The organism is Vibrio fluvialis (assembly GCF_900460245.1).
Taxonomy (GTDB): Bacteria; Pseudomonadota; Gammaproteobacteria; order Enterobacterales; family Vibrionaceae; genus Vibrio; species Vibrio fluvialis.
This window is the reverse complement of the sequence record NZ_UHIP01000001.1, coordinates 1739935-1756166: the sequence shown is the minus strand read 5'-3', so window position 1 is coordinate 1756166 and position 16232 is coordinate 1739935. Positions and strand designations below refer to the sequence as shown.

General features: G+C 52.9%; 12 protein-coding genes and 1 pseudogene. 10 read left to right on the top strand and 3 right to left on the bottom strand.

Translation table 11 applies throughout. The features are described 5' to 3' along the window. Positions 1-89: 89 nt before the first annotated feature. Together DYA43_RS08285 and DYA43_RS08280 are read left to right on the top strand one after the other, a co-directional pair. Positions 90-2438: a helicase-related protein gene (locus DYA43_RS08285; protein WP_061056610.1), complete on the top strand. Its 2349-nt coding sequence runs from the start codon at positions 90-92 to the stop codon at positions 2436-2438. A gap of 230 nt (positions 2439-2668) precedes the next feature. Continuing rightward, the gene (locus tag DYA43_RS08280) at positions 2669-3046 is read left to right on the top strand and encodes a transporter (RefSeq protein WP_225869437.1); all 378 of its coding nucleotides are present in this window, start codon (positions 2669-2671) and stop codon (positions 3044-3046) included. 43 nt (positions 3047-3089) lie between these two features. Here DYA43_RS08280 and DYA43_RS08275 read toward each other — a convergent pair. Beyond that, positions 3090-4551: pseudogene (locus DYA43_RS08275) on the bottom strand (Na+/H+ antiporter NhaC family protein). A 20-nt stretch (positions 4552-4571) separates the two neighbouring features. Further along, on the bottom strand, positions 4572-5918 hold the full coding sequence (locus tag DYA43_RS08270) for a glutamine synthetase family protein (protein ID WP_020327642.1): 1347 nt from the start codon (positions 5916-5918) through the stop codon (positions 4572-4574). A 195-nt stretch (positions 5919-6113) separates the two neighbouring features. Here DYA43_RS08270 and DYA43_RS08265 point away from each other — a divergent pair, with 195 nt between their 5' ends. From DYA43_RS08265 to gabT, 8 genes are read left to right on the top strand one after another with little or no spacing between them, the layout of a single operon-like run. Beyond that, positions 6114-6914 (top strand): gamma-glutamyl-gamma-aminobutyrate hydrolase family protein, encoded by an 801-nt coding sequence (locus DYA43_RS08265; RefSeq protein WP_061056609.1) that lies wholly within the window; start codon positions 6114-6116, stop codon positions 6912-6914. Next, positions 6871-7425: an HTH-type transcriptional regulator PuuR gene (gene puuR / locus DYA43_RS08260; protein WP_020327640.1), complete on the top strand. Its 555-nt coding sequence runs from the start codon at positions 6871-6873 to the stop codon at positions 7423-7425. The genes DYA43_RS08265 and puuR overlap by 44 nt, the downstream gene beginning before the upstream one ends. A gap of 25 nt (positions 7426-7450) precedes the next feature. After that, positions 7451-8938, top strand: a complete 1488-nt coding sequence (locus DYA43_RS08255) for an aldehyde dehydrogenase (protein ID WP_061056608.1) — start codon at positions 7451-7453, stop codon at positions 8936-8938. Positions 8939-8950: 12 nt separating this feature from the next. After that, on the top strand, positions 8951-10228 hold the full coding sequence (locus DYA43_RS08250; RefSeq protein ID WP_061056607.1) for an NAD(P)/FAD-dependent oxidoreductase: 1278 nt from the start codon (positions 8951-8953) through the stop codon (positions 10226-10228). Positions 10229-10256: 28 nt separating this feature from the next. Then, positions 10257-11126, top strand: coding sequence for an N-carbamoylputrescine amidase (aguB, locus tag DYA43_RS08245; protein ID WP_020327636.1), 870 nt, complete (start codon positions 10257-10259; stop codon positions 11124-11126). A 14-nt stretch (positions 11127-11140) separates the two neighbouring features. Beyond that, complete coding sequence (gene aguA, locus DYA43_RS08240) at positions 11141-12229, top strand: agmatine deiminase (RefSeq protein WP_061056606.1); 1089 nt, start codon at positions 11141-11143, stop codon at positions 12227-12229. Positions 12230-12250: 21 nt separating this feature from the next. Further along, positions 12251-13684, top strand: a complete 1434-nt coding sequence (locus DYA43_RS08235) for an NAD-dependent succinate-semialdehyde dehydrogenase (protein WP_061056605.1) — start codon at positions 12251-12253, stop codon at positions 13682-13684. Positions 13685-13695: 11 nt separating this feature from the next. Next, positions 13696-14967, top strand: coding sequence for a 4-aminobutyrate--2-oxoglutarate transaminase (gabT, locus tag DYA43_RS08230; RefSeq protein ID WP_020327633.1), 1272 nt, complete (start codon positions 13696-13698; stop codon positions 14965-14967). A 159-nt stretch (positions 14968-15126) separates the two neighbouring features. On the opposite strand, the gene DYA43_RS08225 is transcribed toward gabT, so the two are convergent. Further along, the gene (locus DYA43_RS08225) at positions 15127-16230 is read right to left on the bottom strand and encodes a phosphoribosylaminoimidazolesuccinocarboxamide synthase (RefSeq protein ID WP_061056604.1); all 1104 of its coding nucleotides are present in this window, start codon (positions 16228-16230) and stop codon (positions 15127-15129) included. Between the last annotated feature and the right edge of the window lie 2 nt (positions 16231-16232).

Sequence of the window (16232 nt, the reverse complement as noted above, 5' to 3'; positions counted from 1 at the left end):
TTTCCTAAACCTAGTTAAAATTGGCCAAATCAATACCCAAACGGCTTACTATTTATCGAAATCATCCTTAGAATTTTCTTTTATAAAATATGCAGTTACTTCCTATTCAGCCCCTAAAAGAGACCTTTTTGCAGGCTTTGCAACAAGATCATGTGATTGTCGAAGCGGAAACCGGTTCCGGCAAGTCGACTTGTCTGCCACTTTGGGCAGCGCAGCAAGGGCGGGTTTTGGTCATCGAACCGCGCCGAATTGCCTGTACTTCTCTGGCTGAGTTTCTCGCTCAGCAGCGCGACGAAGCGATCGGCCAGCACATTGGTTACGCCATCAAACTCGAAAACCGTTATTCAGAACAGTCGCAAGTGGTGTTTGTCACCCCGGGTGTCGCGCTGCGCTGGTTTGCAGAAGATGGACTTAAGCAGTTTGATGTCATCATGGTGGATGAGTTTCACGAGCGTCGCTGGGATACCGATTTGCTGGTGGCACTGCTGAAAGAGCGTCAGAGTCATCGTTTAGTCGTGACCTCTGCAACACTGGAAGGGGAGCGCCTCGCGGCATATTTACAAGCTCAGCGGCTGCAAGCGAGTGGGCGCATTTATGACGTCAGTATTGAGTACCGTGCGTCTGACAGTCGGCAGTTACCCGATGGGCGCTATCTTGCCGAGCGGGTAAAAGCCGAAGTGACAGAAGCGATGTCAGCTACCGAGGGCGATATTTTGGTCTTTCTGCCCGGGCGCAAAGAGATTCAGCAGTGCCAACAGATGCTCAGCGGGATCGACTCACTGCTGGTGGTGCCGCTGCATGCTTCAGTCAGTGAACATGAGCGCTCGTTAGCTTTGAATCCGCAGCGCCAGCAAAAAGTGGTGCTGGCAACCAATGTGGCGGAGACCTCGCTCACCATTCCCAATATTGCCTGGGTGATCGACAGCGGCTTAGAGCGCCGCAACGAACAGCGCAATGGCCGCACGGCGCTTGTCTTAAAACACATTTCCAAAGCGAGTGCCAAGCAGCGTGCAGGTCGGGCTGGTCGCGTGATGCACGGCGTAGCCGTGCGTTTATATGGCCAACACGCCGCGCTGGATGCCGTCACGCCGCCGCAATTGCAACGTGAAGATCTGACTGAGCCGATGCTGGCCGCTGGCAGCTGTGGTTCGCCACTGCAATCACTGACGTTCCTTGAGACTTTGCCGGAAAAGACGCTGACCCAAGCTGCGGAGATGCTCAAGGGCATTGGTGCGCTGGATGAGCATTTGGCTATTACCGAGCACGGCCGCCGCATTGCACCCTTGCCGGTTGATGCGCTCTACGCCGATTTGGTGGCCCGCATCGAACCGAAAGCGCTGAAAGAAGCCATGATTGATCTCACGGCGGCATTGGCCGTGCCGGCGAGTCTCTATTCACTCTCTTCAAACGACGAGCTGCTGGAAAAATTGCAGCAGGAAGAGCCGCTGGGCTGTGACGCACAATTGGTGATTCAGCTTGTTCGTGGCCAGGCTTTTTCCGCTGTTACAACCGATGAAGAAGCGCTGCGGGAAGCGCGCGGTTTATCCGAGCAGATGCGTGATATCTATGAGTTGCCTGAGCTGGAGGTGGCTTCGCGCTATCAGCATGCGGCTTTGGCAGAAGCGATCGGCCGTTTGCATCCTGAGCTGCTGTTTGTACGCCGCGAACGGCGTCGAGAAGCGCTCGGCAACGGGCGAATGGAAGTGCTGACGGGGCGCAACAGTCGTTTCCCGGTGCGTTCTGAAGCTGCGCTGGTGTTGGATCAACACAGTTTGCCGGGCAAAGGCGTCAAGCAGACATTGACGCTGGCAACGGTCATGATGCCGGTACCGCTGTCACTGATTGAAACGCTGGAATTGGGGCAGTGGCAGCAGGGCGAAACGGTGCAGCAAGATGGCGTACTGAGCACCGTTCTCAATCTTCACTATGCTGGCCGCGTGGTCGCGAGCAAAACGGTGCAGGCGAGCGGTGAATTGGCGCTCAAACCTTTGGTGGAAGCCGTGAAAGCAAACGAATGTCTGCCCGGTTTTGCTGAGCGACGCCATTATGAAATCGAGTTGTGGAAACTTTACGTCGAGCTGGGGTTGGATGCTAATGCGCAACAACATGGCGAGATCACCTTCGAAAGCTGGTTTGAACAGCAACTTCAGGCGTTAGGGGTAGAGTCGCCGGAAGATCTGGCGATGTTTGACGCTGATGATATACCGTTCGCGGGAATCCCTTATTGGGAACTGAGCGATTTTGCTGAGGCCTATCCGTTTGAACTTAGTCTGGGTGATTTACAGCTCACGGTTGAATATTTCGTCAAACGTAAATTGGTACAGGTGGTGTACAAAAGTGGCCTGCGCAAAACGGTCCCTAAACGCTGGGAGCTCCCGCGCTGGAGCGGATACAAAGTCCAGTTCAGGAAGGCGAGCCGGGTGATTGATATTCAGTAATGATGTTCGGGCGTGAATAATTGTTGAATAAATTGTTTGTAGCCCGAAATATTAATCAACCACACACCTATTTTGTTGTCTTTGATCAATTTTTGTTACCAGATTGATTTTTATATAGCCCATTGGTTTGAAGGTGGGGCATAAAAGAATGTTTTTATATATCGTATTGCTATATAAGAAATCCTGAATAATATTGATCTCAAACGAGACCACTGATGTCGGGGGACAACATGGAAAAAACCGATCGAATCTCTGTCGTGTTTGATTACACCAGCTTCTTAGGCACCTCTTGTACAAAAAAATGGACTTTTTCAGATGCGCTCGTTTCATTTGCCCCTGTTTTCGGAACGGTGTGGCATGACACAGTGAAAGATGGCAAAAGTCATGAAGAGAGGCTGTGGGACATGGCGCTGCAGCGACTGTCCAGCCGCAGAAGCGATGAATCCAATCTGGTGACGCTGGTGAAGCTCGCCAAGCTGGAAGGGATTGAAGAGCTCAAACTGGTAATGCCCTATTCATTGGATGCAGACCAGATCGCTGCGATTCAGACCCGAGGTGAAGCGCAAATAAAAGTGTGTGCACCGGAAGAATTTATTATTACCTTTTAAAGAAAAACGGGGCTGATTGCCCCGTTTTTTTATCGGTCAAATTCTAAATAAACAGAAAGAACAGCGTTGTAGCAACGATACCAATCAGAGCATAAGGGAACTGCGTGATGGCGTGTTGCATTGAAGTACAGCCACTACCTTGCGCTGATAGTACCGTGGAGTCACTGAAGAAACACGAGTGGCTGCCTGCCGCTGATGCAGAGAGCAGAGCACCGATAGTCAGCGACACTGGCACGCCCATTTGCTCGCCCAGCGGGAATACAATCGGCATCGCAACTGCAAACAGACCCCAGGATGACGCCGTCGCAAAGACCAGACCGGTCATTACCAGGAAGATGATCGCTGGGAACAGAGCGGGTGACAGCCAAGGCGTAACCGCTTCAATTACGTAGGAAGTCAGGCCCAGTTGGTCGTTCACGTTCTTGAGCATGAAACCACCAATCACCGTCGCCAGCGGCAGCATCATGATTTTGATACCGTCGTAAATCGCTTCGAACATAGAGTTTACTGGCATCAGGCGCTGTACGCCGTACAGGAAAATGGTGAAAATAATCGCCACAAACACACCGGCCAGCAGGTCGATATCGAAGTACCAGCTTGCGCCGACCAACACCACCATCGGCAGCGCGAAGTTCAGCACGCCCATGGTTGAGTTTGGATGCGCCGTGACTTCTTCGCCCATCGAAATATCCACGCCACCATCAGGCTGAACCTGACCGGCTTGCGCGCGCTGCTCGGCAATCTTCATCTGGCCGAGGTCTGGAATTTTGTCCATCGCAACTAGGAATACTACCAGCAGCGTCACCCAACCGTAGGCCATGTAAGGAATCGCTTCGATGTAAGCCTGAATGCCTTTCCCTGCGTCTGCCACATTGTTGGCTTCCAGCAGTGAACCGAAGAAAATCGCCCAGGTTGAAATGGGGATCAGGATACACACTGGCGCAGCCGTTGAATCGACCAAATACGCCAACTTTTCGCGTGAGATCTGGTAGCTGTCGGTGATGCGCTTCATTGACGATGAAATCGCGATAGCGTTGAGATAATCGCAAAATACCCAGCACGAAAGTCAGCAGCATCGACTGACGCTTACTTTTTACTTTCGTCACCAGCGCTTCACTGAAACTGAGGATGCTGCCGCCTTTCTCAAGAATCGTGATCAGACCGCCCATCAGGCCACACACCAGAATCAGCCAGGCGATGGTTTCATCCATCATGACCGACATTGACATGTCGACCACGCCGCCAACCACTTCGGTCGGGTTAAGCATGATCAAGCCGACAATCGCGCCGCTGAACAGCGCTTCCACCGTACGGTGGGTCAGCAGGGCGAAGGCAAGAACGAAGACTGTTGGCAGTATGCTGTACCAACCGTATTCCGTATCTGGCTGGTGGCTGGTCCCGATGGTGGCGAAAATGCCAATGAGCACCGCGATACCAAGGACCGCAATCAGACTTTTAAAGTCGAATGCGGGTTGCATCTTTATTGCTGGGTTTTTAGTCGTCATAAATAGAGATCCTTTCTCAATTAGGCTGAATGAAGCATCCATTCCACTTCAAGTGGCGTTACTGCTTGTTCAAACTCCCTCAGCTCTTTGTCTTTACATGCGGTATAAAGCGAAACAAATTCCTGTGGCAAGTACATGCCAATCAGCTCACTGGAGCTCAGTGTTCTGAGTGCATCCGCCATGCGCGTTGGCAATGAGGCTGCGTGTTCATCCAGAGCGGGAGGACATTGCTCCGGCCCGAATTGTTGGCTGGCGAGCAGGCCGCTCAGTACCACGACCGCCAGCAAATATGGGTTCACGTCTGCGCCGGCAATTCGGTGCTCGATGCGGCGGTTTTTGCTGTCACTCATCGGGATACGAAGGGCAACACCGCGGTGGTTTTCAGCCCAGTCTGCACGGGTTGGGGTGTACATCATCGGACAGAAGCGTCGATAGGAGTTCACGTTGGGGCAGAGTAGTGCCATAGATTCCGGCATCATGGCAAGCATTGCTGTTAAAGTTTTGTAAAAAAATGGGCTGCAATCACCTTGGCTGTCTGAGAAGCGGTTATGACCGTGTTCGTCTAATACACTCAGGTGAATATGCATGCCGTTACCCGCTTCGTCAGCGAATGGCTTCGCCATAAAGGTCACATCAAACCCGTGTTTGAGCGCCACCTGGCGGATCAGACGTTTGGCATAAATGACCTGATCGCAGGCATTGATGACATCGGCTTGATGGTTGAAGTTGATTTCGAACTGGCCCGGTGCGGACTCAGACAATGCGCCGGACGTATTGAGGCCCTGGGCTTGCGCGGCGAAGTTGAGATCGCTGAGGAAGTCGGCGTAGTCATCCAGGTTTTCGATGTTGTACACATCCGATTTGAATTCGCGTCCCTGATGAATCGGGTTGACGGGGGGTTGGATTTCGCCTTTGTCGTTGCGGTTTTTGTCGATCAGATAAAATTCAAGCTCAATCGCGGTGACTGGAAAAAGATTGTTGGCGTGTAAGCGTTCCATCATCTGCGCCAGAACCACGCGCGGTGACATCAGTGTCTCTTTTTCTCCTTTGCGGTCCATCATGTTGAGCATGATCTGGCCGACTTCAGGGTTAAAGGTCGGGGTTAAGGTGCCCAGAATCGGATAACAAATATGATCTGGTTCGCCGATGGCTTCGCCCAGTCCCGCTTCTTCTACCACCTTGCCGTGTACACTCAATGACAGCGTCGACAGCGGCAGATAGACCCCTTTGTACACTTTATCGAGCGCTTCAATGGGGATGCGTTTGCCGCGAGGTCGCGCATTGATATCAGGAAAAATGAGATCGATGAAGCGTATCTCGGGCCATTCTTGTTTAAAATTTTTAACTTCTTGTATGAATCCGTCCATTTTCAGACACTCCGTATGGCTGACATGTAACTTATATTTAACAAGCTTTGTGTTTTTGGCAATAATTAATGACGAATTGGTAGAAATTTTTAACGAAGATCATGTTTTGTGTCTTTTTTGTTAATTTTGGGTTGTGTTTTTGGTTTTTGAGTTTTAGGTTGGTAAATATATTGAACAAGCGGGTAGGACGTCGCGATGAGTAAAGAGAACGGAATGACCAAGCCCGTGATTGGCGTGATTTGTTGTCGTAAGCAGGTAGAAGGCTATGACGTACAAAGTGTGAATGAGCTGTATCTGAATGCGGTTCGCGATGCCGGAGCCTCGCCATTGTTGCTGCCAGCCGGTGCCGATGCACAAGAGCTCAAGCAATTGCTAACCATGCTTGATGGCGTGTTGCTCACCGGGAGTCACTCAAACGTCGCTCCACATCGTTATGCAGCTACGCACGATGAACCGAAAACGGACGAGTCCCGCGATGCGCTCTCTTTTACTCTGATTGATCACTGCATCGAACAGAACATTCCGCTGCTGGGTATCTGCCGCGGTTTTCAGGAAATGAATGTGGCTTTGGGTGGAACACTGCACCCGAAAGTGCACGAGACCGACGGCTTTATGGATCACCGTGAAAGCCAGAGTCCGGACTTCAACGAGAAGTATGCCTACGTGCATACGGTAAAAATATCGTCCAACGGCAGCTTTGCTCACTGGCTCGGTTCTCAGGAAGACATTGAGGTCAATTCTCTGCATGGCCAGGGTGTCAACCAACTTGCACCGCGACTGACGAAAGAGGCCGAAGCGCCGGATGGGTTGGTTGAAGCCTTTAGTCTCAAGGGTCATCCGTACTTCATTGGTGTGCAATGGCACCCAGAATGGCAATCTCGTAAAAGGATCTTTTCCAGAATTCTATTCGATCGGTTTATCATAGCGGCTTCGGAACGTCGGAGTCTTTTAAATGGAAACAGATTCAATTGGTCAAAAAATTGCGCAACTGCGTAAGGAACACAAATTATCTCAACGTGAACTGGCGGAGAAAGCCAATATAACTCACAGCGCTATCTCGTCGATTGAGAATAACAAAGTGAGTCCTTCTGTCAGTTCGCTGCACAAGATTGTGAAAGTATTCAATCTGTCTCTGTCCGAGTTCTTCACTCAGGACCAGACAATTGAAGAGCGCCCGGTGGTGATTGCTCCGGATCAGCTGATTGAAATCGGTAACGAACGTGTATCGATGCGATTGGTGTGTGATGGTCGTGATAAACGCCGGATGGGCTTCTTGATTGAGTGTTTTCAACCTCATACCGATACCGGTGTGATCAGTATTAAACACGAAGGCGAGGAAAGCGGAACGGTACTCGAAGGTGAAATCGAGCTGACCCTGGGCGATAAAACTTATGTCATTCGCGAGGGTGAGTGTTACCTCTTCGATACCAACGTGCCTCATAAATTTACCAATAAAACGGATAGAGTTTGCCGGATAATTAGTGCTCATACGCCGCCAAGCTTCTAGACGTTTTCTTTGTTAAGGAAGCGTGATGAGAACTCAACAGCAATGGATGGATTTGCGGCAGCAACACAATATTGAAGGACGAGCCTTCATCAATGGTCAATATCAGGATTCACTCAGCGGCGAGACGTTTGAAGTCATCAACCCCGCCACTGAAGAAGTCATCGCCTATGTGGCGCGATGCAGTGATCAGGATGCAATAGCCGCAGTTGAGTATGCAAAGGGCGCTTTCCGAAGCGGAGAATGGACCGGTCAGTCACCGGCAGCGAGAAAACAGGTTCTGCTCAAACTGGCGGATCTGATTGAACAGGAGAAAGAGACTCTGGCTCTGCTGGAGACCTTAGATACAGGAAAACCCATCAGTCACAGCTATCAGACTGACATTCCCGGCGCGGCGTCCTGCCTCCGTTGGTATGCGGAGGCCATCGACAAGATTTACGGCGAGGTCGCGACCACCGAACACAATGTTCACGCCTACATTACTCATCAGGCGGTCGGCGTAGTGGCCGCCATCGTTCCTTGGAACTTCCCGTTGTGGCTCGCGTGCTGGAAAATTGGTCCGGCATTGGCGGCAGGCAACAGCGTGATCCTCAAACCGTCAGAGAAATCGCCCCTCACCGCTATCTTCCTTGGTCAACTGGCGCAACAAGCCGGGCTGCCCAATGGTGTTTTTCAAGTTCTGCCTGGTTTTGGCCACGAAGTGGGCGATGCGCTGGCGCGTCATCATGACGTCGATTGTATTGCGTTCACCGGTTCCACGCGTGTCGCTCGCCAACTGATGATCTGCTCTGGCGAGTCCAATATGAAGCGCGTATGGGCGGAAGCGGGCGGCAAGAACGCCAACATCGTGTTCGCTGACTATAAAAACTTAGATAAAGCAGCGCAAGAAACGGCGGCCGGCTGCTTCTACAACCAAGGCGAAGTCTGTGTCGCGGCGACCCGCTTGCTGGTGCACGAGAGCATCAAAGAAGAGTTTGTGCGTAAAGTGATTGCCGCGAGCGAAGCCTTCACTCCGAAAGATCCACTCGACCCAAGCAGCAGCATGGGCGCGCTGATTGACCAAGAGCACAAGAACAAGGTGCTGAGCTACATTCGTCAGGGCGTGGAAGAGGGCGCAACCCAATTATGCGGTGGCAGTGTGCAATGCAAAGGCGCGTTTGTGTCACCGGTCATTCTCGATAACATCACCAACGACATGACCGTGGCGCAGGAAGAGATTTTTGGCCCGGTATTGTGTGTGATCCCATTCTCGACCGAAGAAGAAGCGATTCAGATTGCCAATGACTCCCCATACGGATTGGGCGCGGCATTGTGGACCTCCGATCTCGACCGCGCTCACCGCGTGGCGCGCAAACTGGAAGCGGGTTCGGTGTGGATCAACAACTACAACGAAGGCGACATGACTGTGCCTTTCGGTGGGTTCAAACAGAGTGGCAACGGACGCGACAAATCGCTGCACGCATTGGAAAAATTTACGGAAGTGAAGACGACCTGGCTACGTCTGGGCTCGTACTAAAAGGAGTTAGCTGTGATTAATCATACCAGTTCATATTACGCCGCAACGGCGAATTACCATCGTGATTTCCCTGTGCTTGAAGGCGACATGGAGTGCGATATCTGTATTGTTGGCGCTGGATTCAGTGGCCTCTCTTCAGCGCTGCATCTGGCGCAGAAAGGTTTCAAAGTCGTGGTGCTGGAAAGTGCCAAAGTGGGCTTTGGTGCCACCGGTCGCAACGGCGGCCAAATTGTGAATAGCTACAGTCGTGACGTGGAAGTGATCGAAAAACGTTACTCACCGGATGTAGCGCAATCACTGTGTAGCATGATTTTTGAAGGCGGCGACATCATTCGCGGCCTGATCAAAGACCACAACATCGATTGTGATTACCGTCAGGGCGGCCTGTTTACCTCGGTCAACAAGAAGCAGCAAGCCGGGCTCGCCGCGCACAAACATCACTGGGAACGCTACGGCAACCACGATCTGACGCTGCTGGACAAACAAGAGCTGCAAACTATGGTCGGCACCGATGCCTACGAAGGCGGCTTGCTTGACATGCGTGGCGGTCACATTCATCCGCTGAAACTGGCGCTGGGCGAAGCCGAAGTGATTTTATCTCTCGGCGGCCAGATCTTTGAACAGTCGGCAGTCACGCGCATCGAAAAAGGGACGAACCCTATCGCACACACGGCGAACGGGTCGGTCAAAGCCAAATATCTGGTGTTGGCTGGCAACGCGTATCTTGGCGGTTTAGCTCCCAATATCAGCAACAAGGCGATTCCGTGCGGCACTCAGATTGTGACTACCGAAGTGCTGAGTGATGAATTGGCAAGCGAGCTGCTGCCACAGCGTTACTGTGTCGAAGATTGTAACTATCTGCTGGATTATTTCCGCCTCACGGCCGACAACCGCATGCTGTTTGGGGGTGGTGTGGTGTACGGCGCGCGCGATCCAAACGACATCGAAAAACTGATTCGTCCGAAGATGGAAACCGTGTTTCCACAGCTCAAAGGCAAGAAAATAGACTTTGCCTGGACGGGTAACTTCCTGCTGACTTACTCGCGTATGCCGCAGTTCGGTGCCTTTGCCGATAACATCTATTACCTGCAAGGCTACAGCGGCCACGGCGTGACGTGCACGCATCTGGCGGGCAAATTGCTGGCAGAAGCACTGACCGGACACGCTGAGCGTTTCGATGCCTTTGCATCGCTCAAACATTACGCCTTCCCGGGCGGACGCCACTTCCAGGTGCCGTTCACTGCGCTCGGCGCTGCTTACTACAACCTTCGCGATAAATTAGCTATCTAACCAGCCTGCGGGTAAAAGGAAAAATCCAATGTCTAGAAACGTAACGTTTGCTTCCGTTCAGTTGGCGATCTCCTGGAATATGGAAGAGAACCTGAACAAAATCCGTCTGGCGGTGGCTGAAGCCGCGTCACATGGCGCGAATGTGGTAGTCCTGCAGGAGCTGATTGCCGCGCCGTATTTCTGCAAAAAGCAGGAAGCGAAATATTTCTCGCTGGCCGAGGAAACTGACCAGTGCCGCCTGATTAAAGAGATGAGCCTGCTGGCGAAAGAGTTCAACGTGGTGATTCCGGTGTCTTACTTTGAAAAAGCGGGCAACAGCTTTTTCAACTCACTGGTGATGGTGGATGCGGACGGCACGGTGCTGGACAACTACCGCAAATCGCACATTCCTGATGGGCCGGGCTACAGCGAAAAATTCTACTTCAGCCCCGGCGATACCGGCTTCAAAGTGTGGGATACCCGTTTTGGTCGTTTTGGTGTCGGCATCTGCTGGGATCAATGGTTCCCCGAGTTGGCGCGCAGCCTAGCACTGGCGGGCGCGGAAGCCATTTTTTACCCCACTGCCATCGGCTCGGAGCCACAAGATCCCACGTTGGATTCACGCGACCATTGGCAGCGCACCATGCAAGGCCACTCGGCGGCGAATTTGGTGCCGGTGATTGCGTCTAACCGCACTGGCGTTGAAACCGATGATGGCATCGAAACCACCTTCTACGGCTCGTCATTTATCACCGACCACACCGGCAAGAAATTGGCGGAAGCGGAGCGCCATGAAGAGACCATCCTCTATGCGACCATCGACCTTGAGCAAACTGCTCAGGCGCGTCATAGCTGGGGCTTGTTCCGCGACCGTCGTCCGGACCTTTACGGCGCGATTCAGTCGCTGACCGGAAAATAACGCGGAGGTCGGATATGGAACTTACCGGCACACCTAAAGAGAACGGATTTTACTTCCCGGCCGAATTTGCGCCGCAGGAGCAAGTTTGGATGGCGTGGCCGTCTCGCCCGGACAACTGGCGCGACAACGGCGAGCATGCGCAGCGCGCTTTTGCGGATGTCGCGACGGCGATCAGCCGCAAAGCCAAAGTCACCGTCGCGGTCATCGCGGATTATCTTGAGGCGGCGCGTGCGTTGCTACCTGAGCCGATTTCGGTGGTGGAAATGGCATACAACGATGCCTGGATGCGCGATATCGGCCCGACGATGGTAGTGAACTCCGACGGCGAACGTCGTGGCATCAGCTGGCAGTTCAACGCCTGGGGCGGTGAATACAATGGATTGTATGCGCACTGGAGCGAGGACGATCAAGTGGCGGGACAGATCTGCAATCAGCTGAACGTCGATCACTACCAAGCGCCGTTTGTGCTGGAAGGCGGCGCGATTCACACCGATGGCGAAGGCACGTTGTATACCACGGAAGAGTGTTTACTCTCTCCGGGGCGTAACCCGCACCTCAGCCGTGAAGAGATTGAAGCACAACTGGCGCAATATCTTGGCATTCGCAAAGTGATTTGGCTGCCTCGCGGTCTGTTTAACGACGAAACTGACGGCCACGTCGACAACCTGATGCACGTGATTGCGCCGGGCGAAGTAGTGCTCAGTTGGTGCGACGATGCATCGGATCCGCAGTATGCGATTTCGCGCCAAGCGTACGATGTGCTCAAGCGTGAAACCGACGCACAGGGCCGGCGCATTGTGGTGCACAAGCTGCCGATTCCCGGGCCGCTCTATCTTGATGAACATGAAGCTGCGGGCATTGCGGCTTCACAAGGAATGAAGCGCGCGGCGGGTGAACGACTCGGCGGCTCATACGCGAATTTTCTGATGTGTAACCAGAGCATTTTTCTGCCGCTGCTGGATGACACGATGGATAGCAAAGCGATCGCGGTACTGCAAACGGCGCTGCCCGATTACGAGATCATTGGCGTCGCCACGCGAGAAATCCTGCTTGGTGGCGGCAACATACACTGTATTACCCAGCAGATTCCCGCCGCTCGTTAATACGTCACTCAGGTAAACAAAATGGAACAGATAAAAAATAAAGCGCTGCTGGCGTTCCTTGGTGAACCCTGCGGCATGGAGTTGGCCGTCTCAAATCCGGCGACCGGCGACGTTTTAGGCTACCTTCCGACTCAAAGTGAAGGCGAAATTCTGGATGCGATTGAACGTGCACATTTGGCACAAAAATCGTGGCAAACGCGCACCGCGAAAGAGCGCGGTGCCATTCTTGAGCGTTGGTATGACTTGATCATGGCCAATCAGGAGGATCTCGGTCGCCTGATGACGATGGAGCAGGGTAAACCGCTGGCGGAAGCCAAGGGTGAAGTGGCGTACGGCGCCAGTTTCATTCAGTGGTTTGCCGAAGAGGGCAAGCGTACGTATGGCGAGTCCATCCCTGCGCCAGCCAGTGACAAGCGCATCGTCACCATCAAACAGCCGATCGGTGTGGCTTGTGCAATCACGCCTTGGAACTTTCCGATTGCGATGATCACACGCAAAGCGGCGCCAGCACTGGCGGCCGGCTGCGCGTTCATCTGCAAACCGGCCAACCAGACGCCGCTGTCGGCCTATGCGGTTGCAGAGCTGGCGTATCAGGCGGGTGTACCGCGCGATGTGTTGCAGCTGGTGGTCAATGAATCGTCGTCCATGATTGGTGAGGTGTTTACCGCCAGCCCGCTGATTCGCAAGTTGTCGTTTACCGGTTCAACTCAGGTTGGACGTCTGCTGATGGCGCAGTGCGCGGGCAGTGTGAAACGCATGTCGATGGAACTTGGCGGCAACGCGCCATTCATCGTGTTTGACGATGCGGACATTGAACTGGCGGTCAAAGGCGCGATGGCATCAAAGTTTCGTAATGCCGGGCAGACCTGCGTGTGCGCAAACCGTTTCTACGTGCATGACTCCGTCTACGACACGTTCGTCAATCGTTTCAAACAAGAAGTGGAAAAACTCGTCGTGGGCAATGGCTTGGATGACGGCGTGACGGTCGGTCCGGTCATTGAGCAAAAGGCCAAAGAGAACATTTTGGCGCTGATCGAAACTGCGGTTGAGCAGGGCGCGACTCAATTGACGGGCAAAGCGTCGCTGGATGGTCTGTTTATTCAGCCTTGCATTCTGACTGATGTTCGCCACGATATGGACATCGTGCAGGAAGAGATCTTCGGCCCGGTTGCGCCAGTGATTCGTTTCCACAGCGACGCTGAATTGATTGAGATGGCCAACGACACCATTTACGGCTTGGCGGCGTACTTCTACAGCCAGAACATTGCCCGCATTTGGCAGGTCGCGGAAGCACTTGAATACGGCATGGTCGGCATCAACGACGGCATGATTTCAACTGAAGTCGCTCCATTTGGCGGCGTCAAACAATCCGGCATCGGCCGGGAAGGTGCCAAACAAGGCATCGACGAATACCTGGACATCAAATACCTCTGCTTTGGCGGACTCAAAGGATAAGGAACATAGCGATGAATAACTCTCAATGGCAGGAAAGAAAGCAGCAGGTGATCGCCAATGGTATGGCGAACCAGAGTCCGATTTACGTGGAAAAAGCGAACAACGCGCAGCTGTGGGACATCGAAGGCAATCGTTACATCGATTTCGCTGCGGGGATTGCGGTCAACAACACGGGTCATTCGCACCCGCGCATTGTGGCCGCCGTGACCGCGCAATTACAGCGTTTCTCCCACACCTGTTCGATGGTGACGCCGTATGCGTCATTCATCGAGCTGGCTGAAGAGCTGACGCGCCGCGCGCCGGGCCCTTCGGAGAAGAAAGCGATCTTTCTGACCACTGGCGCTGAAGCGGTAGAAAACGCCGTGAAAGTCGCACGTGCCCACACCGGTCGGCCGGGCGTCATTGCTTTTAAAGGCGGCTTCCACGGCCGCACTAACATGACCATGGGACTGACGGGCAAAGTGGCGCCCTACAAGAGCAGCTTTGGTCCGTTCCCGGGCGAAATCTTCCACGTGCCGTACCCGAATGACGTACACGGCATTTCTATTGAGCAAAGTTTACAGGCGCTGGATGATCTGTTCGCGTGTGATATCGAGCCCTCACGTGTGGCCGCGATCATCTTTGAACCTGTGCAGGGAGAGGGCGGCTTCTACGCCGCTCCCCCAGCGTTTGCTCATGCACTGCGCGAGCTGTGTAATCGTCACGGCATCATGCTGATCGCCGACGAAATTCAGACGGGTTTTGCTCGTACCGGCAAACTGTTTGCCACCGAATATCTGGGTATTGAACCAGATCTGATGACCATGGCCAAAGGCATTGCGGGCGGATTCCCGATTTCAGCCGTGGTGGGGAAAGCACAAGTGATGGATTCGGCAGCGCCGGGTGGTTTGGGCGGCACGTATGCGGGTTCTCCGCTGGGCTGTGTGGCGGGTCTGGAAGTGCTCAAGATCATCGAAGAAGAGCGTTTGTGTGAAAAAGCGCTGGATATCGGTGAAGTGATGACAACCGAACTGAAATCGTGGCAGCAACGCTGGCCACAAATCGGGGATGTGCGCAATTTGGGCGCAATGATCGCGATGGAGTTTATTGACCCGAACGACGGCAAACCGATGGCCGAACTGACGAGATCGTTGGTGGCTGCGGCGCGCGATCAGGGCGTTGTCCTGCTTTCGTGTGGCGTGAAAGGCAACGTGATTCGCTTCCTGCCACCACTGACGATTGAGGCAGACGTACTGCGTGAAGGCTTAGACAAAGTGAAGCAAGCACTGAGCACGCTAATCTAACTGATGCTGATCTCATTGAGGCAGATCGAAGGTATGGCCTGTCGATAAAAGCGAGCGCGATGGGTGGTTTTCAATCGCGCTTGCTTCAAATCGACACAAACAAAAACGGTCCGGCTGAATTAGCGGGACCGTTTTTCTATTTCATGCGGGATGAAACACTTAATCGATCAAACCGTACTCTTTTGCCAGTACGTCGATGATTTCCTGTTTTGGATTCGTGCTCAGCTCAATCTTATGGCCGACGATTTTCTCGGCAATACCAAGGTAAGTGCGCGAGATATCCATCAGTGATTCCAGAGGCAGCGCGTTGTCACGTGCGAGTGCTTCACGCTCAGACATGCGCTCTTTGTTGAGCAGAATGTCTGGATCCGGGAAGTAGTTCAGCAGGAACTGACGGAACCCTTCTTTTGAGTTTTCGACAATCTTACCCGCTTGGTATTCCTGCTCATCCCAAATGCGAGAAGAGTCTGGCGTACCCACTTCATCCATATAGATCAGCTTTTCAACGCCATTGGCATCGGTCACGTAGCCAAATTCAAACTTGGTGTCGACGAAAATCTGACCAATCGCTTTCAGTGCATCGCTGATCACGCCAAAGCCTTCTTTCAGCAGTTTTTCGTACAGTGCGATGTCCGACGCTTTGCTGAAATTGAATGCCGCAAAGTTATCTTCAATGTTCTGACGTGTGATGTTGACGTCGTCCGCTTCCGGCACGCCTGGAATGCCTTTCAGAATACCTTTGGTCGATGGCGTCATCAGCAGTTCTGGCAGCGCTTTATCTTTCTCCAGACCTTCTGGCAGCTCAATACCACAGAATTCACGTTCGCCTTTTGAGTACGCACGCCACATAGAACCGGTAATGTACTTGCGGCAAATCGCTTCAATCTTGATTGGTTTGGCTTTTTGTACGATCCACACAAACGGGTGAGGGATGTCCAGAATATGGCTGTCGGCCAGACCATTTTCTTGAAATAGCTTAAACCAGTGGTTTGAAATCGCGTTCAGTGCCGCACCTTTGCCCGGAACGCCTTTTACGCCGCCTTCGGCGTGCCAGATACAGTCAAAAGCAGAAATTCGGTCACTGATCACCATGATGGCCAACGGCGCATCTTCGGCCACGTTGTAGCCTTTTTCTTTGATCAGGCGACGGCTGTCTTCTTCAGTCAGCCAGTATACCGAGCGGACTTTTCCGCTGTGAACAGGTTGGTTAGTGCGGATTGGGAGGTCGTCATTGACGGCAAGAACTTGGTCAGCAAGGCTCATTT